Source organism: Amycolatopsis sp. NBC_01307 (assembly GCF_035975215.1).
In the GTDB taxonomy this organism is placed as follows: Bacteria; Actinomycetota; Actinomycetes; order Mycobacteriales; family Pseudonocardiaceae; genus Amycolatopsis.
On record NZ_CP108403.1, the window covers coordinates 427,995 to 448,290 of the forward strand.

Below are 20,296 nucleotides of genomic sequence, written 5' to 3' on the forward strand. Positions count from 1 at the left end.
GTTGGCGCGGGCCGCTAACGTGCGCGTATGGCGCGTCAAACCATTCTTAGCGGCTCCACCTTCGAGGAGCAGATCGGCTACGCCCGCGCGGTCGTCGACGGCGGCCGCGTGTACGTCTCTGGCACCACCGGCTTCGACTACTCGACGATGACGATCTCCGACGACGTCATCGAGCAGGCCGCCCAGTGCCTCCACAACATCGAGGCCGCCCTGACCGAGGCCGGCTGCACCTTCGCCGACGTCGTCCGGGTGCGGTACGTGCTGCCGTCGCGGGCGGACTTCGAGCCGTGCTGGCCGGTGCTGCGCAAGGCGTTCGCCGAGGTCCGCCCGGCCGCGACGATGCTGGAGGCCGGTCTGGCCGACCCGCGCATGAAGATCGAGATCGAGGTCGACGCGCACCTGCCCGGTTAGCGTGTGAGCCAGAGGTCCAGGTTGAGCGCGAAGTCGATGCCCGCGCGTGTCGCCCGGTCGGTCTCCGGGCGTGCCAGGCGCTCGCTCAGCCGCGCCGGGTCGAGGTAGGTCCACGCGGGCGCGTTCGGCGTGGCCAGCAGATCCGCGGCCTGCGCGCGGATCGCGACGTCGTAGCCGGGATCGTGCGTCGCCGGGTAGGGCGCCTTGACCCGCTCGGTGACGCTGCGCGGGAGCAGATCGGCCACCGCCGCCCGCAGCAGCGACTTCTCCCGGCCGTCGAAAGTGTGGTGCGACCAGGGCGTGTTGAAGGCGTACTCGACGAGCCGGTGATCGCAGAACGGCACCCGGACCTCCAGGCCGACGGCCATGCTGAGCCGGTCCTTGCGGTCGAGCAGGTCCGGCAGCCAGCGCGTCAGGTGCAGGTGGACGACCTCGCGCGTCCGGCGCCGCTCGGCCGTTTCCCCCGGCAGCACCGGAACTTCGGCGAGCGCCTGCCGGTAGTGCGCTTCGCGATGGGCGCCGACGGCGAGTTCCGCGGCGACGTCGTCGCGCAGCAGCGCGAGGTACGTCCCGCTGCGGCCGGTGAAGTAACGCCACGGGTAGCCGTCGGCGAGCGGCTGGTGGAACCACGGGTAGCCGCCGAAGACCTCGTCGGCGCTCTCCCCGGACAACGCCACCGTCGAATGCTCGCGGACCGCCTTGAACAGCAGGAAGAGCGACGTGTCTATGTCGCCGGTCGCGGGCGCGTCCCGCGCGTGGACGACGGCCCGGCGCACCGCCGGATCGGCCAGCGCCGCCGACCCGAGCACCAGGTCACGGTGGTCGAGCCCGCAGTGCGCGACGACGTCCCGGACGTAGGGCGCGTCCGGCGTGGCGCGCAGGGCGTCGGGCACGAACTCGCCGGCGAAACCCACGGAGAAGGTGCGCAGAGGCGCGTTCGTGAACCGTTGGCCCAGCGCGGCGAGCGCGCTCGAATCGAGGCCGCCCGACAGCAGCGCGCCGAGCGGGACGTCGGCCCGGACGTGCCGTTCGGTGATGTCTTCGAGGAGTTCGCGGATCCGCTCGACGGTCGTGGCGAGGTCGTCCTCGTGCGGCTGCGCGTCCAGTGACCAGTACCGGCGCTCGCGGACGCCGTCGGCGTCGACCAGCAGCATCGTGCCCGGCCGGACCTCGTGGACGCCCTGGTGGAGCGTCATCCCCGGGGTGCGGACCGAGGCCAGGAAGTCGCGCAGGCCGCCGTCGTCGACGGCCGGGGCGACCAGGCCGGACGCGAACAGCGCCTTGGGCTCGGAGGCGAACAGGACGCCGTCGCCGTGCCGCGCGTAGCAGAGCGGTTTGACGCCGAGCCGGTCGCGGACCAGCAGCAACCGGCGGCGCGAGGCGTCCCAGACGGCGAAGGCGAACATGCCGTCGAGCCGTCGCGGGGCGTCGGTGCCCCACTCCAGGCAGGCGTGCAGCACGACTTCCGTGTCGGTGCGCGTGCGGAACTTGTGCCCCAGCAGCTCCAGTTCGACGCGCAGTTCGCGGTGGTTGAACACCTCGCCGCTGTAAGACAGGACGGTCGTGGCCTCGTCCTGGTCGTCGTAGGCCACCATCGGCTGCCGGCCGTTCGCGGGATCGAGCACGGCGAGCCGGCGGTGCCCGAACGCGACGTGCGCGGCCGCCCAGACGCCGGAGTCGTCCGGTCCGCGGGCGGCGAGGGTCTCGGTCATCCGGTGCACGGTCATGCCGCCGTCCGGGAGCGGGCAGCTGGGGTCGGCCCAGCCCGCGATGCCACACATAACGGGGATTCCTCCGGGGAAGGGGAGATCGCCGAGGCGATCACCCGGGCGGCCTGAATGATCACATAGGGTGTGCGCGGCTGCGGGAACCCGCGCTGCCACGGACGGGTGAATCCGCCGTCCACAGTGGACATCTTTGGGAGAACGATGAACGAGCCGATCGCGATCGTCGGCATGGGCTGCCGGTTCCCCGGCGCGGCGGGCCCGGACGCGCTCTGGGAGCTGCTCGACACGCGCGTGGACGCGGTCGCCGGCGCCGCGCCGGGCGGCCGGTTCGACGCGGCGGAGCTGTACGACCCGGTGCCCCGCCGTCGCGGCCGGCTCGTCAGCCTGGCGGGCGGTTTCCTCGGCTCCGAGGAGTTCGACCCGGGGTTCTTCGGGGTGAGCGAACGGGAAGCGGCGGTGCTCGACCCGCAGCACCGCGTCCTCCTGACGACCACGCGCGACGCGCTGGCCGACGCCGGGCTCGACGGCGTCGAGGGCCGCGAGATCGGCGTCTTCATGGGGCAGAGCACGGGCGAGCACTGGGACGGTCTTCAAGGGACGGCCGACATGTACGCGATCGCGGGCGCGGCGGCGCGGAGCATGGCGTCCGGGCGGATCAGCTACGCCTGGGACCTGCGCGGCCCGTGCGCCACCGTCGACGCGGCGTGTTCGTCGGGCACCCTGGCCGTGCACCTCGCGTGCCAGAGCCTGCGCACGGGGGAGTGCGACACGGCGGTGGCGGGCGGCGTCAGCCTGGTCCTGGGCACCGACCACACGCTCGGCTACTCGGCGGCGGGGATGCTGTCGCCGACCGGACGCTGCCGTTTCGGCGACGAGGACGCGGACGGTTTCGTCCGCAGCGACGGCGCGGGCGTCGTCGTCCTCAAGCGCCTGGGCCAGGCCCTGACCGACGGCGACCGCGTCCACGCGCTGATCCTGGGCAGCGCGCAGGCGAGCAAGGGCCGCACGGCCAAGGCGATCATCGCGCCTTCCGTCGAGGGTTACCTGCAGGTGATCACCCGGGCGTGCGCGCAGGCCGGGGTCGCGCCCGCGGAGATCGGTTACGTGGAGGCACACGGCAACGCGGCCCCGGCGGGCGACGTCATCGAGCTGCGGGCGCTCAGCGAGGCGATCGGCGCCGGACGGCCGCCGGGGCAGCCGTGCCTGGTGGGTTCGGTGAAGTCGAACATCGGCCACCCGGAGGCGGCGGGTGGCCTGGCGGGCTTGATCAAGACGGCGATGGTGGTCCGCGAACGGCGGATTCCGGCCACCCTGCACTGCCCACGTCCGACGTCGGCGGTCGACTGGGCCGGTCTGGAACTCGCGTCGTCACCAGCCGAATGGCCCCACCCGGGGCGGGCGTTGGCCGGGGTCAGCACGTACGGGCTGTCCGGGACGTTCGTTCACCTGGTCGTGGGTGGGCTCTGAAAACTGTCGGTGGTGGGTGGGACGCTGCTGGGCATGACGAGTTGGCAGGAGTTCTCGGCGCAGTCACCTTCGCTGGCGACGCGGGTGCACGCACGTTTCACGGCGGAGAAGTCGCACGTACTGGCCACATTGCGCCGCGACGGCGCACCACGGGTGAGCGGCTCCGAGGTGGACTTCCGCGGCGCGGAGGCCTACATCGGGTCGATGCTGGACGCGCTGAAGGCCCTCGACCTGCGCCGTGACAACCGCTTCGCGATCCACGCGTACCCGGGCATGGAAGAGGGCGGCGACGCGAAGCTGGCGGGCGTGGTGGCGGAGCTGACGGACAAGGCGGAAATCGCGGCGCTGCAAGGAAACGACGAGCCGTGCCACCTGTTCCGGCTGGACCTCAGGGAGGTCGTGCTGACGTGGGTGGCGGAGGACACGCTCTTCGTGGAGAGCTGGAGGGAGGGGCGGGGAACGGTGAAGTTCGCCAGGCCGGGCAACGGTCCCGCGGAGGTGGTGGAGTAGCGGAGGAGGGGTGCGGGAGCAGGGGATGCGTTTGGCGACAAGGAAAGCCTGAGTAGGCGACGGCGTGCGGCTGGCGCGAGCCTGAGCCGACGATGGCGTGCGGTCACCTCGGCCGCCCGGGCCTCTCCGACTCGGCAACCAGAACGGCCAGGCTGGCGACTGGAGCGGCCGACACGCTAACTGGAGTGGCCAACTCGGCGACTGGAGCGATCGACTCGGCGACCGGAGCGGCCAACCTGGCGACCGCGACGGCCAATACGGTGACCCAATCGGTCGACACGCCGCCGGAAGCGGTCACCCGGCGCCCGGAGCAGCCAACACGCTGACCGGAGTAGCCAACGCGGCGACCGGGGCGGCCAACTCGCTGGCTGGAGTGGCCAACTCGCCGACCGGAGCGCAACACACCGGCGGGAGCGGCCAACACGGTGACCCAATCGGTCGACTCACCGCCGCGAGCAACCAACTCGCCGACCGGAGCGGCCACACCGGTGAGAGCGGCCGACCGAAGAGGCCTGGGGACCGCGAGTCAGAGGCGTTCGATGATCGTCGCCGTCGCCAGCGCGCCCCCGGCGCACATCGTCACCAGCGCCGTCGACGCATCCCGGCGCTCCAGCTCGTGCAGCGCCGTCGTCAGCAGGCGCGCTCCTGTGCTGCCCACCGGGTGGCCCAGGGCGATCGCGCCGCCGTTGACGTTGACTCGGGACTCGTCCGGCGAGAGCGTTCGCTGCCACGACAGCGGCACCGAAGCGAACGCTTCGTTGACCTCGAACAGGTCCGGGTCGGCGATCGTCATGCCCGCGCGTGTCAGCACTCGCTCCGTCGCGCGGATCGGGCCGTCCAGGTGGTAGTACGGCTCCGCGCCGACCAGTGCCTGCGCGATGATCCGGGCCCGGGGGCGCAGGCCCAGGGCCTCGGCGCGCGTGGAGTCCATCAGCAGCAGGGCCGCCGCGCCGTCGGAGATCTGGGATGACGTGCCCGCCGTGTGGATGCCGTCCTCGACCACCGGCTTGAGGCGGGCCAGGCCCTCGGCCGTCGTCTCGCGCAGGCCTTGGTCCCGGGTGATCAGCCGGGTTTCGCCGGTCGGTTCGCCCGACGCGTCGAGGACCGGGGCCTTCACCGGCGCCACCTCGCGGTCGAAGTGCCCGGCCTCCCACGCGGCCGCCGCTTTCTGCTGGGACGCCGCGCCGAACGCGTCGACGTCGGCGCGCGTCAAGCCCCGGCGCACCGCGATGCGCTCCGCCGCGCCGTACTGATTCGGGAGGTCGATCGACCACGACGCCGGCCGGGGGGAGCCGCCCGCTCGGTTCGTCCCCAGGGGGACGCGGCTCATCGCCTCGACTCCGCAGGCGACGCCGACGTCGATGGCGTCCGCCGCGATCAGGCCGGCGATCAGGTGCGTGGCCTGCTGCGCCGAGCCGCACTGGGCGTCGATCGTCGTCGCGCCCGCCGTCTCCGGCAGGCCCGCGTGCAGCCACGCGGTGCGCGTGACGTTGCTCGACTGTTCGCCGGCCTGCGTGACGCAGCCGCCGATCAGCTGCTCGACCAGCGCCGGGTCGATCCCGGCGCGGTCCAGCAGGGCCAGCTGCGCGGCCCCCAGCAGCTCGGCCGCGTGCAGGCCGGCCAGCAGGCCGCCCCGCTTGCCGATCGGGGTCCGCACGGCTTCGACGATGACCGGCACGCCCATCTGGTCCCCTTCGTCGGGAAGTTCGTCGGGAAGACTGTTCAGTAGCCCAAAAACTAGAACAAGTTATCGTTCGATGCAAGGCGCCGCAGCGCGGGCGTGATCTCGATCTTGGCCGAGTGAGCGCTCGTTCACCTGGCCTCATCGGTCAAGTTAACGGGTTTCACTGAACGCCCTTCCGCTTGTTAACACCGTATGCTTAAATCCGCTTAGAACGTGTTTCACAAGGCGAACCGTGGGAGGCAACGTGGCCGCTCCGCTCATCCCCGCCGGTTTCGACTTCACGGACCCGGACCTCTACGCCCATCGGCTGCCCCTGGCCGAGTTCGCCGAGCTCCGGCGGACCGCCCCCGTGTGGTGGAACCCTCAGAAGAACAACACCGCGGGCTTCGGTGACGACGGCTATTGGGTCGTCTCGCGGCACGCGGACGTCAAGGAGGTCTCCCGCGACAGCACGCTCTACTCGTCGAGCGAGAAGACCGCGATCATCCGCTTCGACGAGAGCATGACCGAGGACCGCCTCAACGCGAACCGCCTGGTCCTGCTCAACATGGACGCGCCCCAGCACACCAAGCTGCGGCGGATCGTGTCGAAGGGCTTCACCCCGCGCTCGATCGCCAAGCTCGAGGACACGCTGCGGGACCGCGCCGCGAAGATCGTCTTCGAGGCGAAGAAGAAGGGCACGGGCGACTTCGTCACCGACGTCGCCTGCGAGCTGCCGTTGCAGGCGATCGCCGAACTGATCGGCGTCCCGCAGGAGGACCGGCTCAAGATCTTCGACTGGTCCAACCAGATGGTCGCCTACGACGATCCCGAGTACCAGCTCGAGCCCCTCGAGGCGTCGACCCAGCTCATCGGCTACGCCTGGAACATGGCCGAGGACCGCCGCAAGTGTCCCATGGACGACATCGTCACCAAACTGATCGAGGCCGACGTCGACGGCGAGGCGCTGGGCTCCGACGAGTTCGGCTTCTTCGTCATCCTGCTCGCGGTGGCCGGCAACGAGACCACGCGCAACGCGATCACGCACGGCATGAAGGCGTTCCTGGACCACCCGGCCCAGTGGGAGCTGTTCAAGGAGCAGCGCCCGAAGACCGCGCCCGACGAGATCGTCCGCTGGGCCACCCCGGTGGTCGCCTTCCAGCGCACCGCCACCCGCGACACCGAGCTGGGCGGCGCGCAGATCAAGCGGGGCGACCGCGTCGGGATGTTCTACAGCTCCGCCAACTTCGACCCCGACGTGTTCGAAGACGCGGAGAAGTTCGACATCCTGCGGGAGGACAACCCGCACGTCGGCTTCGGCGGCACCGGTTCGCACTACTGCATCGGCGCCAACCTCGCCCGGCTGGAGATCGACCTGATCTTCAACGCCATCGCCGACGTGATGCCGGACATCACCGAAGCGGAACCCCCGGTGCGCCTGCGCTCCAGCTGGCTCAACGGCATCAAGCACTACCCCGTCCGCTACGCCTGAGGCAGCGTCCGGAGGAAGCCGAGCACCCGCTGCCAGGTGAGGGCGGACGCGGCTTCGTCGTGGTCGGGACCCTCGGCGTCGGTGTAGAAGTGGCCGGCGCCGGGGTAGATGAATACCTCGGCCGTGGGGTTGACCGCTCGCCAGGCGGCGACCTCGGCCGGCGGTGCGATCGGGTCCGGATCGGCGACGTGCACCTGCGCCGGCAGGCCGGTGCGCGCCGACGCCGGAATGACCCCCAACGCGTGCAGCAGCAGGACTCCCGCCGCGGCGGGACGGTCCGGGAGGACGCTCTGGACCACACCGCAGCCCATCGACACCCCCAGCAGCACGGTGGCGGGCGGCAGGTCGCGCACCGCGTCGGACGCGCGACCACTGATCGTCGTCCAGCCGACGTGGTCCATCAGGGCGAAGCCCTCCTCGAGCGTGGGCGCGGTCGAGCCGGCGTAGAGGTCCGGCGTGACAACGTCGTGCCCGGCCGCCCGCAGCCGTTCGGCCGCGCCGAGCTCGACCGGCCGGAGCCCCAGCACCGAATGGAAGACCACGATGTTCACCACGGGGTGATGGTCGCACGCGGCCCGGCTGTCATCATGGCGCGATGGCCCCGCGAGCGAGTGTCGACGTCGAGTTCACCATCCGTGTCACCGAACCCGGCCGGGCGGCGATCTCGATCGCGGCGGCGAACGCCGACACCGAGGACCTGACCGTCTCCTGGGACGGCGGGAGCGAAGCCGTCCTGTTCGAGCACGGTACCCGCGCCGACGTCTTCGACCTGCCGCTCGGCGAGCACCGCGTCACCTACCACGCCGAGCGCGACCTGGCCGCGGCCGAACCCGAGCCCGTCACCCTCGCCGACATCGCCGTGTTCACCCGGCCGAGCCGGTACTGCCCGTCCGACCGGATCGGCGGCCTGGCGACGCCGGAGATGTACGGCCGCCCCGACGCGCGGTCCACTGTGGACGCGATCGTCCGGAACGTCAACGACCGGCTGCTCTACACCGTCGGCGCCACCCGGCCGACCGACGACGCGATCGACACCCTCCTGGCCGGCGAAGGCGTCTGCCGCGACTTCGCGCACGTGTGCGTCACCTTCTGCCGGTTCTTCGACATCCCGGCCCGCTACGTCGGCGTCTACGCGCCCGGGCTGTCGCCGATGGACTTCCACGCCGTGTTCGAGGCCGCGATCGACGGCCACTGGTACGTCTTCGACGCCACGCACCTCGCGCCGCGCCAGACGATGCTCCGCATCTCCACCGGCCGCGACGCCGCGGACACGTCGTTCCTGGCCACCCTCGGCTGCAGCCTGGACTTCCTGGGCAGCTCGGTGTTCGCGACGACGGACGCCGAGCTGCCCCAGGACGACTGGTCCGAGCTGGTCGCGCTCAGCTGACGCCCCTGGCCGAGGTCACTCCAAGGCCCCCGCACGTCCGGCGAGCGGGTGATGGGGTGCCAAGAGTGCGTGTTGTGTGCGCGAGGAGGGTCCCGGCTGGGTAAACAGTGTCCGTGAAGAGTTCCCCCAAGGCCCCGAGCCCCTGGGCGCGGGCCCGTGCCCGGTACCGGTGGCTGGACCACATCGCCCGCGCGACCAACCGCTACGTCGACACCGGCGGCTACCACTACGTCGCGTCGATCACCTACTTCAGCCTGCTGTCGCTCGTGCCGCTGCTGATGGTGGCGTCGTCGGTGGCCGGGTTCGTGCTGGCCAGCCAGCCGCACCTGCTCGACACGATGGTGCGCGCGATCGTCAGCACGCTGCCCGGCGGGCTGGGGGACAAGGCCACCGACCTGCTCACCGGCTTCGTCGACCAGCGGACGAGCGTCGGCGCGTTCGGCCTGGTGATCGGCCTCTACTCGGGCTGGAACTGGATGAACGCGCTGCGGGACTCGCTCACCGCGCTGTGGGGGCAGAACCGGTCGGACCAGTCGCTGCCGCGGCTGATCGCCGTCGACCTGCTCGCGTTGCTCGGCCTGACGGCGGCGCTGCTGGTGTCGTTCACGATCACCATCTCCGGCACCGCGCTCGGCAGCTACCTGCTCCGGCTGGCCGGCCTCGACGACACGAGCTGGGGGCACCAGCTCGTGTCCGCGTCCTCGGTGCCGCTCTCGCTGGCCGCCGACTGGCTGGTGTTCCTCTGGGTGCTGACCCGGCTGCCGCGCCAGCCCGTGGGCGTGCGCAGCGCGGTGCGCGGCGCGATCGCCCTGGCCCTCGGCTTCGAGGCGCTCAAGCTGGCCGGTGGCTTCTACCTGCGGCTGATCGGCAGCTCGCCGACGGGGATCGCGTTCGGCTCGGTGATCGGCCTGATCTTCTTCATCTCGCTGATCGCGCGGATGCTCGTCTACGTCACGGCCTGGACGGCCACCGGTTCGGACGCGCCGCCGAAGCCGGTGCAGCCGCCGGCGCCGGTGGAGCTGAAGCCGGTGATCGTGGTGGACCCGCCGGTCGCGGTGCCGGCCGCGGTCGGCGTCGTGACCGGGGTGCTCGGGACGCTGCTCGCGCTCAAGTGGCGACGTTCGAGAGACTGAAGAGCCGCCCGAGCTGGTGGTCGATCAGCGCGAACACGGCCTCGGGGGTGCGCTGGCCCAGGATGATGCTGGTCTGCAGGCCGTCGACGCTCGAGAGGAGCAGCTCGGCCTCCGGCATCAGCTCGAGGTCCGGCGGCACCTCACCGCGTTGCTGCCCCCAGGCCAGCAGGTCCGCGGTCAGCCGTTCCAGCTCCGGCGGCGCCGCGCTGAACGCCGTCGCGAGGTCGGGGTCGGTCAGCGAGCGGACGAAGTAGGCCAGGTGCACGAGGTAACGCGTGCGGCGCTCGTCGTCCAGCGGGAGCATCCCGACCAGCATCGTGCGCAGGACCTGGCGCGGTGTCGCGTCCGCCTCCGGCCCGACCTCGGCGCGGGTGTGTTCCTCGGCGACCTTGTTGAGGATCTCGAGCGCGCCCAGCAGCAGGTCGTTGCGCGTGCCGAAGTAGTACTGGACGAGCCGCAGCGAGACGCCGGCCTCGGCCGCGACCTTGCGCAGCGACACGTCTTCCAGCCCGCGCGCGCTGGCGATCCGCCAGACGGCTTCGGCGATCTGACGACGGCGTTGTTCGTGGTCCGCGAGTCTCGGCATGGTGGGTCGAGCGTATCAACGCGGCTTGGCGGCGCCGACCACCCACATCGAGAAGTACTGCGACCCGCCGCCGTAGGCGTGCCCGAGGGCGACGCGCGCGCCGTCCACCTGGTAGTCCCCGGCGCGGCCCATGACCTGCTTCGCGGCTTCGGAGAAGCGAAGCATGCCGGACGCGCCGATCGGGTTGGACGAGAGCACCCCGCCGGACGGGTTGACCGGCAGCCGCCCGCCGATCGCCGTCTCACCGGCCTCGGTGACCTTCCAGCCCTCGCCTTCCGCGGCGAACCCGAGGTTCTCCAGCCACATCGGCTCGAACCACGAGAACGGCACGTAGATCTCGGCGACGTCCACTTCGGACATCGGGTCCTTGATCCCGGCTTCGGCCCACAGCGCGGCCGCGGCGTCGCGCCCGGCCTGCGGGTTGACCTGGTCGCGGCCGGCGAACGTGGTCGGCTCGGTGCGCATCGCCGTCGCGTGGATCCAGGCGGCCCCGCCCTCGACGGCGTCCCCGGCGGCCTCGTCGCCGAGCACCATCGCGCACGCGCCGTCCGACGACGGGCACGTCTCGTCGTAACGGATCGGGTCCCACAGCATCTGCGACGCCTGCACCGACTCGACGGTGATGTCCGCCTGACGCAGGTGCGCGAACGGGTTCAACGCGCCGTTGCGGCGGTCCTTCGCCGCGACGATCGCGCCGATGTGCTCGGGCGCGCCGGAGCGGCGGATGTAGGACCGGACGTGCGGCGCGAAGTAGCCGCCCGCGCCGGCGCCGACCGGCATCTGGAACGGCGGCAGGATCGACAGGCCCCACATCGCGTTCGACTCGGACTGCTTCTCGAACGCCACCGTGAGCACCCGGCGGTGCACGCCGGACTGCACGAGCGACGCCGCGACCAGCGCCGTCGACCCGCCGACCGAGCCCGCGGTGTGCACGCGCAGCAACGGTTTCCCGTTCGCGCCCAGCGCGTCGGCGAGGAACAGCTCGGGCATCATGACGCCTTCGAACAGGTCCGGCGCCTTGCCGAGCACGACGGCGTCGATGTCGGCCCACCCGACCTGGGCGTCGATCATCGCGCGGTCGATCGCCTCGCGCAGCAGGCCCGGCATCGAGACGTCGGTGCGCTTGGCGCGGTGGTGCGTCTGGCCGGTGCCGAGCACGGCCGTGAGCTGCTTGGTCATCGTGCCTCCAGCACGGCCAGGAGGTTCTGCTGCAGGGCGGGGCCGCTCGTCGCGTGCGCCACGGCCTTGCGAGACTCTCCACTGTGGATCCGCCGCGCCGCCTCGCCGATGCGGGCGAGCCCGGCGGAGAACATCGGGTTCGCGGCCAGCGCGCCGCCCGAGGGGTTGATGGTCACGTTGTCCTTGAGGCCGAGGGCGGTGCGCAGGATGATCTCCTGGTGCGTGAACGGCGCGTGCAGCTCGGCGAGGTCGACGCCGTCGAGGTCGAGGGCCTTCGCCGCGATCTCGGTCGACGGCGACCGCGTCAGGTCGCGGGCGCCGAGCACGGGGGAGTCGACCCGGTGCTCGATCCCGGCGATCACCGCCGGGTGCTCGACGATGCCCTTCGCCCGTTCCACTGTGGACAGGACGATCACGGCGGCGCCGTCGGTGATCGGCGCGATGTCGTGCGCGCGCAACGGGTCCGCGACGTACGGCGTGTCCAGCAGCTCGGCGGCGTCGAGGTCCCGGTTGCGCGCGGCGACCTCGGCGAGGTCCTTTTCGGACCACAGGCCGGCGTCGAGACCCATCCGGGCTTGGATACCGGCGATCGAGATCGAGTCCGGCCACAGTGGAGTGACGACGTACGGGTCCATCTGTAACGCGAGCACCCGGCGCAGCTGCCCGGCGCTGGACTTGCCGAAGCCGTAGACGAGCGCCGTCTCGACCTCGCCCATCCGGATCTTCAGCCAGGCCTCGTAGAGCGCCCAGGCGGCGTCCATCTCGACGTGCGACTCGTGGATCGGCGGGAACGCGCCGATCGCGTCGACCGCGGCGATGAACGAGAACGCGCGCCCGGCCAGGTAGTCCGAGGAGCCGGAGCACCAGAACCCGATGTCCTGCTTGGACAGTCCGGTCTGCGCGAAGACCTCGGCGAAGATCGGGACGAGCATCTCCACGCCGTTGGTGGTGCCCGCGGTCTCGCGGACGTTCGGCGCGTGGGCGAAGCCCGCGATCGCGACGTCTGGCATCAGGACCTCACAGGTGGTGGGCGAAGGTTTCGTAAGCCGCGTCCGGCTCGCCGGTCGGCTCGAAGTGGTCGATGTTCTCCAGTGACGTCCACCACTCGTCGCGGGGTTTCCACGCGGCGCGCACGCGCAGGCCCATCCGGACGTCCTTGGCGTCGCAGCCGAGCACGAGGTGCAGGAACGCGATGTCGGCGCCGTCCAGGAGGATGTACGCGGCGACGTAGGGCGGCTTGATCCGCTGGCCCAGGAACGGGACGTTGACGATGCAGAACGTCGTCACGATGCCGGTGTCGGGGAGCTCGACCTCGTCGGTGGTCGGCACGCCGTCGGTCGGGCAGGAGCCGCGCGGCGGGATGTAGACCTTCTGGCACGCGGGGCAGCGCTGGCCGATCAGTTTGCCTTCGGCCAGGCCGCGCAGGTAACGGCTCTCCTCGGGCGACGCGGAGTGCTGGTAGCGCAGGTGCACCGGCGTGATGACGATGCTGACCGGCGCGCCCTCTTCGCGTTCGGCGACCGGGGGAGCGGGCTCGGTCGGTGTCGTGTCCGCGGCGTCGGCGGGGAGGAAGTAGGCGATGTCGCGGATGTGCCCGACGGTGTCGTCGGCCCAGCGGACGCGGACGCGCTGTCCACTGTGGATGTTCGCGGGCGAGCCGGCGTCGACGGCGTGCAGCATCGCGGTGTCGGCGCCGTCGAGCTTGACCAGCGCCCAGGCGAACGGACGGCTCAGCGGCTGGCCTTCCAGGGGGCGCGGGCACCACGACCAGGAGACGACGGTGCCCTCTTCGGCGACCGGGACGAACTCGCTGAGCGGGTCGGCCGTCACCGGGTCGTACTCCACCGGCGGGACGTGCACCCGGCCGTCGCTGCCGCGGATGCCCTCGATGCGGCGCTCACGCAGCGCGTTCACGAAGCGGCCGAGCACCGGCCCGGTCGAGCGGGTGTAGTCGAAGCCGACGTTGAGGGGTGCCGCAAGCGGTGTCTCGGTCACGGCTTGAGTGAAACACGTTCTCGATTCGTCGGCAAGATTCACCGCCGGACGGTTGCCTGTAGGTGGAACGCGTTCTAGATTTGCGGTATGACGACGACTGCCGCGAAGACGCTGGGCCTGTGGAACATCGCCGCGGAAGAGCCCGAGAAGACGGCTCTGGTCGACCCGGACGGCCGCGGCGTGTCCTACGGCGAGCTGGCCGCGAAGGCCAACCGGTACTCCCGGGGGCTGCAGGAGCTGGGCCTCGACGTCGGCGACGTCGTCGTGCTGCTCCAGCCGAACGGCGACGAACTGGTGGCGGCCTACTTCGCCGCGATCCAGGCCGGGCTGTACGTCGTGGTCGTCAACTGGCACCTGATCGGCCCGGAGGTCGCGTACATCATCGGCGACAGCGGCGCGAAGGCGTTCCTCGCGCACGAGCGCTTCGCCGACGTCGCGATCGCCGCGGCCGACGAAGCCGGGTTGCCCGCTTCGGCGCGCTTCGCGGTCGGCAACGTCCCCGGCTTCCGCCGGATCGAGGAGCTGGGCGCCGGCGAAGGCGACGGACGTCCCGCACGGCGCACGGCGGGCTCGCCGATGCTGTACACGTCCGGCACGACGGGCCGCCCGAAGGGCGTCCGCCGTCCGCTGACGGGCACCGACCCGGACGAGGTGCCGGCGGCGTCGACGTGGTTCTTCGGCGTCTTCGGCCTCGGCCCGCACGACGACCACGTCCACCTGTGCGGCTCGCCGCTGTACCACACGGCGGTGCTGAACTTCGTGGCGATTTCGCTGCAGCTGGGGCATTCCGCAGTGCTGATGGACCGCTGGGACGCCGAGGACATGCTGCGCCTGATCGAGCGCCACCACGTCACGCACAGCCACATGGTCCCGACGCAGTTCCGCCGCTTGCTGGGCCTGCCTGACTCAGTACGTTCCCGGTACGACATTTCGTCGCTGCGGGTGATGATCCACGGCGCGGCGCCGTGCCCGCTGGAGGTCAAGCGCCAGATGCTGGCGTGGTGGGGCCCGGTGGTCACGGAGTACTACGCGGCCACGGAGGGCGGCGGCACGGTGATCTCGGGCAAGGACTGGCTGCGCAAGCCGGGCTCGGTGGGGTTGCCCTGGCCGGGCTCGACGATCAAGGTCCTGGACGACGCCGGTGTTTCCCTGCCGCCCGGGGAGACGGGCACGGTGTACATGCAGATGGGCTCATCGGAGTTCTCGTACCACAACGACCCGGACAAGACGGCCGCCGCACGCGTCGGCAAGCTGTTCACCCTGGGCGACATGGGCCACCTGGACTCCGACGGGTACCTGTACTTGCACGACCGCAAGGCGGACCTGATCATCTCGGGCGGGGTGAACATCTACCCGGCGGAGATCGAGGGCGAGCTGGTGATGCACCCATCGGTCGCGGACGTCGCGGTCTTCGGTCTCCCGCACGAGGACTGGGGCGAGGAGATCAAGGCCGTAGTCCAGCCGGCTCCCGGAGTCACGCCGTCCGACGCTCTCACGGCCGAGTTGCTGGCTTATGCGGCGACGCGACTGGCGAAGTTCAAGCTGCCGAAGTCGATCGACTACCTCGACGAGCTGCCGCGGGACCCGAACGGCAAGCTGTACAAGCGCCACCTGCGAGCCAAGTACGTGTCATAACCCGCAACCCGCGTGATCAGGGCCGGAACTTACGTGATTGGGGCCGGAACTCGCGAGTTCCGGCCCCAATCACACGACTTACGTCTTCGATCACGCGAGTGACGTGCTCAGTCACGCGAGTTCCGGCAGGATCGTTCGCATGGACACGGACCTGCCCATCGTCACCGTGCGTTTGTGGCGTGCCGATGCCGTCGTGCTGTTCGATGGGCTGATGAGCACCGACCTCGACGCGGTGCCGATCACGCACCCGGCGCAGAAGCAGGCGCTGACCGACCTGCTGTCCCGGCTGGAACAAGACGCCGGCATCGCCGGTGCGACAACCGAGGAAATCGCGGCAGCGCAGGAGGAAGTCGCCAAGGACATGGGCTGTTAGGCGGCGTCCTGTCGGCCTTCGGTGCGCGTGATTGAGCGGGCATCATTCGTGACTGGCGGGGCATCACCGCGATGCCCCGCCAATCACACGTGATGCCCGCTCAATCACGGGTGATGCCCCTCGGATCACGGGTGAAGCCTGCCGGGTCACGCGTGATACCGGCTCAGCGGTTGTGGAAGTCCGGCTTGCGCTTCTCCGAGAACGCCCGTGGCCCTTCCTTCGCGTCTTCCGAAGCGAAAACCTCGATGCCGTACTGCGAGTCCAGCTTGAAGGCCTCCTCCTCGTGGAGGCCTTCGGTGTCCCGGATCGTACGCAGGATCGCGCGCACCGCGACTGGGCCGTTCGCGTTCACCAGCGAAGCCAGCTCCAAAGCACGAGACAACGCAGTTCCATCAGGCACCACGTGACCGATCAAGCCGATCGCCAGGGCTTCCGCGGCGGACAGGTGACGGCCGGTCAGCAGGATGTCCGCCGCGACCGTGTACGGGATCTGGCGTGGTAGCCGGACCGCCGAGCCGCCCATCGGGAACAGGCCCCAGCGCGCCTCCGACACCCCGAAGCGGGCCGACGTGCCCGCCACCCGGATGTCCGTTCCCTGCAGGATCTCCGTGCCGCCCGCGATCGCCGGGCCCTCGACCGCCGCGATCAGCGGCTTCTTCAGGCGACGGCCCTTCAAGAGGCCTGGGATACGCGAAGGATCAAAGCGACCTGACGAGAAAGACTCGGACGGCGAGTTCCGCGACATCGACTTCAGGTCCGCCCCGGCGCAGAACGCGCCGCCGGCGCCGGTCAGGACGCAGCTGCGGATCGTGTCGTCCGCGTCGACCCGGTCCCAGGCGTCGACCATGATCGACATCATCTCGCCCGTGATCGCGTTGCGGGCCTCCGGGCGGTTCATCGTGACGATCAGCGTCGGCCCGTCCTGCGAAACCAGCGCGTGCGGTTCACTCACCGAAACCTCCTCGAACAACGCGGTGCCATTGCCCAGAACGATAACATGTTCTACTTTGAGGGCGTGGCACTCAACATCGCGGATCTTCTGGAGCACGCCGTCGACGCCGTGCCGGAGCGCGTCGCGGTCGTGTGCGGCGACCGGCGAGTCACCTTCGCCGAACTGGAGGCGCGGGCCAACCGGCTCGCCCACCACCTCGCCGCGCACGGCGTGGGACGCGGATCCCACATCGGGGTCTACTCCCGCAACTCGATCGAGGCCCTCGAGGCGATGATCGCCGCGTACAAGCTGCGCGCGATCGCCGTCAACGTCAACTACCGCTACGTGCACGGCGAGCTCGCGTACCTCTTCACGGACGCCGATCTCGTCGCGCTCGTGCACGAGAGAAGCTACTCCGACAAGGTCAGGGCGGTCCTGCCCGAGGCGCCGAAACTGAAACACGTTGTCGTCGTCGAAGACGGCAGCGACGGTGACTTCGGGAGCTACGGCGGCGTCGAGTACGAAGCAGCGCTGAAGGAACAGTCGCCCGAGCGCGACTTCGACGAGCGCAGCAACGACGACCTCTACATCCTCTACACCGGCGGCACCACCGGCTACCCGAAGGGCGTCCTCTGGCGCCACGAGGACATCTGGCGCGCGCTCGGCGGCGGCATCAACTTCGTCACCGGCGAGTACGTCCCCGACGAGTGGACGCTCGCCGAGCAGGGCAAGTCCGGCAGCCTGACGCGCCTGCCCGCCGCGCCGCTGATCCACGGCGCCGCGCAGTGGGCCGCGTTCGGCGCGTTGTTCACCGGCAGCCCGGTGGTGTTCGTGCCGCGCTTCGACGCGCACGAGGTGTGGAAAGCCGTGCAGGAGCACAAGGTCCAGGTCCTCACGATCGTCGGTGACGCCATGGCGCGCCCGCTCATCGAAGCCTTCCGCGAGGGTGACTACGACGCGTCGTCGCTCGTCGCCGTGTCCAGCCACGCCGCGCTGTTCTCGCAGTCGGTCAAGCAGGAGTTCGTCGCGCTCGTGCCGAACGCCGTGATCACCGACGCGATCGGCTCGTCCGAAAGCGGTTTCACCGGGATCGGTATGGTGGGCAAGGACTCCGACCACAGCGCCGGCCCGCGCGTCAGCTTCGGCAAGGACGCCATCCTGCTCGACGACGACGGCCACCTGGTCGAGCCGAAGGCGGGCGCGATCGGGCTGATCGGCCGCCGCGGGCACGTCCCGCTCGGCTACTACGGCGATCCCGAGAAGAGCAAGACGATCTTCGTCGACATCGGCGACGTCCGGTACGTCGTCCCCGGCGACTACGCGCGCTACGAAGAGGACGGCACGGTCACGCTGCTCGGCCGCGGCTCCCAGTGCGTCAACACCGGCGGCGAGAAGGTCTACCCCGAAGAGGTCGAAGGGGCGCTGAAGTCCCATCCCGACGTCTTCGACGCGCTCGTCATCGGCATCCCGGACGAGCGGACCGGCCAGCGCGTCGCCGCCGTCATCCAGCTCCGGGAAGGCGCCGAACCGGATCTCGCCGGGATCGAGCAGCACGTCCGCCACGAGGTCGCCGGGTACAAGGTGCCGCGCACCGTGTGGCTGGCCGACGAGATCGGCCGCTCGCCGAGCGGCAAGCCGGACTACCCGTGGGCCCAGCGCTACGCCGCCGAGCACGACCCGGCGGCGGCCCAGCCCGTCTGAGGAGGAACACGAGTGCGGACATCGCTGTGCGACCGGCTCGGCATCGACCTGCCGATCGTCGGGTTCACGCCCTCCGAGCACGTCGCCGCGGCGCTGAGCCGGGCCGGCGGGCTCGGGGTGCTCGGCTGCGTCCGGTTCAACGACGCGGCCGAGCTCGACCGGGTGCTCACCTGGATGGACGAGAACACCGGCGGCAAGCCCTACGGCGTCGACATCGTGATGCCGGCGAAGATCCCCGCCGAGGGCACCCAGGTCGACCTCGCCAAGATGATCCCGGACGGCCACCGCGAGTTCGTCGACCGCGTGCTGCGCGACCTCGCGGTGCCGCCGCTGCCGGACGACACCGACGAACGCGCGGGCGTGCTGGGCTGGCTGCACTCGGTCGCCCGGTCGCACGTCGAGGTCGCGCTCAACCACCCGATCAAGCTGATCGCGAACGCGCTCGGCTCGCCGCCGCCCGACGTCATCGCCCAGTGCCACGACCGCGGCATCCCGGTCGCTGCGCTCGCCGGGAAGGCCCAGCACGCGGTCCGGCACGTCGAGAACGGCGTCGACTTAGTGGTGGCGCAGGGCTACGAGGCCGGCGGGCACACCGGCGAGATCGCGTCGATGGTGCTGGTGCCGGAGATCGTCGACGCCGTCGACGTGCCGGTGCTCGCCGCCGGTGGGATCGGGTCCGGCCGCCAGGTCGCCGCGGCGCTCGCGCTCGGCGCGTCCGGCGTCTGGATGGGCTCGTACTGGCTCGCCACCGAGGAGTACCTGCAGACGATGGGCGAGTCGGCGGCGATGCAGCAGGCGCTGGTCGCGGCGACGTCGTCGGACACCGTCCGCACGCGGATCTACACCGGCAAGCCGGCGCGGCTGCTGAAGACGCGCTGGACCGAGGCGTGGGCCGCGGCGGACGCGCCCGAGCCGTTGCCGATGCCGTTGCAGAACCTGCTGGTTTCCCACGCGCACAACCGGATCCACGCGGCGAGCGACCCGACGGTGGTCTCGATGCCGGTCGGCCAGATCGTCGGCCGGATGAACGGCGTCCGCCCGGTCGCCGACGTCGTCGCCGACCTGGTGACGGGCTACGAAGCCGCACTGTCCCGTTTGGACAAGACCCGCTGAAAGCCGTGAATGCCACATTGAGGGACCAAGTGTCCCTCAATGTGGCATTCACGGACTTCGGGGAAGCTACAGCGAAGCGGCGGCCGCGGCGATCTTCGACGCGAACGTGCTCACCTCGGTGTAGACGCCGGGGGCGTGCGGCCGGGCGCAGCCGTCACCCCAGCTGACGATGCCGACCTGGATCCAGGCGTTGTTGTTGTCCCGGCGGAACATCGGGCCGCCGGAGTCACCCTGGCAGGTGTCGACGCCGCCCGCGCTCAGGTTGCCCGCGCAGATCTCCGCGCTCGGGATCAGGTCGGGGTAGCTGCCGCCCTGGGCGGCGCAGGTGCTGTCGGCCACGAACGGGACGGTCGCCTTCAGCAGGTAACGCTGCTGCGCGCCACCCTCGGTCGCCGCGCCCCAGCCGGCCACGGTGAACGTGCCGGTGTTGTAGGTCGACGTCGACGCGATCGGCAGCGTCGAGAGGCCGGTGACCGGGCTCGCGAGCTTGATCAGCGCCCAGTCGCCGCCGGTCGAGCTGCCGTAGGTGGGGGACTGGTAGACGTAGGTCGACTTGATCTTCTTGGCGCTCGTGCTGTTGAGGTCGACCACGCCGACCGTCGCGGTGATCGACGTGTTCGAGCCGGTGCGGCTGACGCAGTGCGCGGCCGTCAGCACGATCTGATTGGTGTAGAGCGCGCCGCCACAGCCCATGGAAAGCCGCACCATGAACGGGAATTCGCCCTGGGCGGCCCGGGTCCCGCCGACGACGTCGGTGGACGGCGGCTGGGCGGCGGTGGCGATCGCCGGGGTGGCGAACGACGCGGCCGCGGCGACGGCCGCTACGGCGGTGGTGACGTTTCTGAGCAGGGTGAACCAGCGCTTGGGAGCCAAGGGGATCAGTCCTTCCAGTGTCCACAAAGGAAGCGGTTGCCGACGGCGGCCCCACGACTACACCAGGTGTCCGCACACCCGGACAACCGACTTTCTTCGGATGTTTCGGGCGGTTGGGTG

The 20,296-nt window shown here is 70.7% G+C and carries 19 protein-coding genes; 10 read left to right on the top strand and 9 right to left on the bottom strand.

Features of this window, described 5'->3' with window-relative positions; translation table 11 throughout:
- The first annotated feature begins 27 nt into the window (after window positions 1–27).
- Entirely contained in the window at window positions 28–411 is a 384-nt protein-coding gene (locus OG439_RS02095) for a RidA family protein (RefSeq protein ID WP_326947640.1), read from the top strand.
- On the opposite strand, the gene asnB is transcribed toward OG439_RS02095, so the two are convergent.
- Window positions 408–2,192, bottom strand: a complete 1,785-nt coding sequence (gene asnB, locus OG439_RS02100; protein WP_326947641.1) for an asparagine synthase (glutamine-hydrolyzing) — start codon at window positions 2,190–2,192, stop codon at window positions 408–410. The genes OG439_RS02095 and asnB overlap by 4 nt on opposite strands.
- Before the next feature lie 147 nt (window positions 2,193–2,339).
- Between asnB and OG439_RS02105 the strand changes: the two genes are divergently transcribed.
- Together OG439_RS02105 and OG439_RS02110 are read left to right on the top strand one after the other, a co-directional pair.
- Complete coding sequence (locus tag OG439_RS02105; protein ID WP_326947642.1) at window positions 2,340–3,605, top strand: beta-ketoacyl [acyl carrier protein] synthase domain-containing protein; 1,266 nt, start codon at window positions 2,340–2,342, stop codon at window positions 3,603–3,605.
- A 33-nt stretch (window positions 3,606–3,638) separates the two neighbouring features.
- The gene (locus OG439_RS02110; RefSeq protein WP_326947643.1) at window positions 3,639–4,115 is read left to right on the top strand and encodes a pyridoxamine 5'-phosphate oxidase family protein; all 477 of its coding nucleotides are present in this window, start codon (window positions 3,639–3,641) and stop codon (window positions 4,113–4,115) included.
- A gap of 526 nt (window positions 4,116–4,641) precedes the next feature.
- Here the strand turns inward: OG439_RS02110 and OG439_RS02115 are convergent.
- Entirely contained in the window at window positions 4,642–5,799 is a 1,158-nt protein-coding gene (locus OG439_RS02115; RefSeq protein WP_326947644.1) for a steroid 3-ketoacyl-CoA thiolase, read from the bottom strand.
- 244 nt (window positions 5,800–6,043) lie between these two features.
- Between OG439_RS02115 and OG439_RS02120 the strand changes: the two genes are divergently transcribed.
- Window positions 6,044–7,270 (top strand): cytochrome P450, encoded by a 1,227-nt coding sequence (locus tag OG439_RS02120; protein ID WP_247063418.1) that lies wholly within the window; start codon window positions 6,044–6,046, stop codon window positions 7,268–7,270.
- Here the strand turns inward: OG439_RS02120 and OG439_RS02125 are convergent.
- Window positions 7,261–7,824, bottom strand: a complete 564-nt coding sequence (locus OG439_RS02125) for a dienelactone hydrolase family protein (RefSeq protein ID WP_326947645.1) — start codon at window positions 7,822–7,824, stop codon at window positions 7,261–7,263. The two genes, OG439_RS02120 and OG439_RS02125, sit on opposite strands and share 10 nt — an antisense overlap.
- Window positions 7,825–7,865: 41 nt before the next feature.
- On the opposite strand from OG439_RS02125, the gene OG439_RS02130 reads away from it, so the two are divergent.
- Entirely contained in the window at window positions 7,866–8,657 is a 792-nt protein-coding gene (locus tag OG439_RS02130) for a transglutaminase-like domain-containing protein (protein WP_326947646.1), read from the top strand.
- A gap of 113 nt (window positions 8,658–8,770) precedes the next feature.
- Complete coding sequence (locus OG439_RS02135; protein WP_247063424.1) at window positions 8,771–9,790, top strand: YhjD/YihY/BrkB family envelope integrity protein; 1,020 nt, start codon at window positions 8,771–8,773, stop codon at window positions 9,788–9,790.
- Here OG439_RS02135 and OG439_RS02140 read toward each other — a convergent pair.
- Genes OG439_RS02140 through OG439_RS02155 form a run of 4 tightly spaced genes read right to left on the bottom strand, consistent with a single transcriptional unit; the run spans window position 9,765 to window position 13,550 of the window.
- Window positions 9,765–10,376, bottom strand: coding sequence for a TetR/AcrR family transcriptional regulator (locus tag OG439_RS02140; RefSeq protein ID WP_326947647.1), 612 nt, complete (start codon window positions 10,374–10,376; stop codon window positions 9,765–9,767). The two genes, OG439_RS02135 and OG439_RS02140, sit on opposite strands and share 26 nt — an antisense overlap.
- Before the next feature lie 15 nt (window positions 10,377–10,391).
- Window positions 10,392–11,555: a thiolase domain-containing protein gene (locus OG439_RS02145; RefSeq protein WP_326947648.1), complete on the bottom strand. Its 1,164-nt coding sequence runs from the start codon at window positions 11,553–11,555 to the stop codon at window positions 10,392–10,394.
- On the bottom strand, window positions 11,552–12,565 hold the full coding sequence (locus tag OG439_RS02150) for a thiolase domain-containing protein (RefSeq protein WP_326947649.1): 1,014 nt from the start codon (window positions 12,563–12,565) through the stop codon (window positions 11,552–11,554). The genes OG439_RS02145 and OG439_RS02150 overlap by 4 nt, the downstream gene beginning before the upstream one ends.
- 7 nt (window positions 12,566–12,572) lie before the next feature.
- Entirely contained in the window at window positions 12,573–13,550 is a 978-nt protein-coding gene (locus OG439_RS02155) for a Zn-ribbon domain-containing OB-fold protein (RefSeq protein ID WP_326947650.1), read from the bottom strand.
- An 87-nt stretch (window positions 13,551–13,637) separates the two neighbouring features.
- Between OG439_RS02155 and OG439_RS02160 the strand changes: the two genes are divergently transcribed.
- Window positions 13,638–15,185, top strand: a complete 1,548-nt coding sequence (locus OG439_RS02160) for an acyl-CoA synthetase (RefSeq protein ID WP_326947651.1) — start codon at window positions 13,638–13,640, stop codon at window positions 15,183–15,185.
- A 139-nt stretch (window positions 15,186–15,324) separates the two neighbouring features.
- The gene (locus OG439_RS02165; RefSeq protein WP_326947652.1) at window positions 15,325–15,558 is read left to right on the top strand and encodes a hypothetical protein; all 234 of its coding nucleotides are present in this window, start codon (window positions 15,325–15,327) and stop codon (window positions 15,556–15,558) included.
- 163 nt (window positions 15,559–15,721) lie between these two features.
- On the opposite strand, the gene OG439_RS02170 is transcribed toward OG439_RS02165, so the two are convergent.
- The gene (locus tag OG439_RS02170; protein WP_326951469.1) at window positions 15,722–16,510 is read right to left on the bottom strand and encodes a crotonase/enoyl-CoA hydratase family protein; all 789 of its coding nucleotides are present in this window, start codon (window positions 16,508–16,510) and stop codon (window positions 15,722–15,724) included.
- Window positions 16,511–16,573: 63 nt separating this feature from the next.
- Between OG439_RS02170 and OG439_RS02175 the strand changes: the two genes are divergently transcribed.
- On the top strand, window positions 16,574–18,190 hold the full coding sequence (locus OG439_RS02175; protein WP_326947653.1) for an acyl-CoA synthetase: 1,617 nt from the start codon (window positions 16,574–16,576) through the stop codon (window positions 18,188–18,190).
- Between the two features lie 12 nt (window positions 18,191–18,202).
- Window positions 18,203–19,303: an NAD(P)H-dependent flavin oxidoreductase gene (locus OG439_RS02180; RefSeq protein WP_326947654.1), complete on the top strand. Its 1,101-nt coding sequence runs from the start codon at window positions 18,203–18,205 to the stop codon at window positions 19,301–19,303.
- A 66-nt stretch (window positions 19,304–19,369) separates the two neighbouring features.
- Here OG439_RS02180 and OG439_RS02185 read toward each other — a convergent pair whose 3' ends face one another.
- Window positions 19,370–20,176: a S1 family peptidase gene (locus OG439_RS02185; protein ID WP_326947655.1), complete on the bottom strand. Its 807-nt coding sequence runs from the start codon at window positions 20,174–20,176 to the stop codon at window positions 19,370–19,372.
- Window positions 20,177–20,296 lie beyond the last annotated feature (120 nt).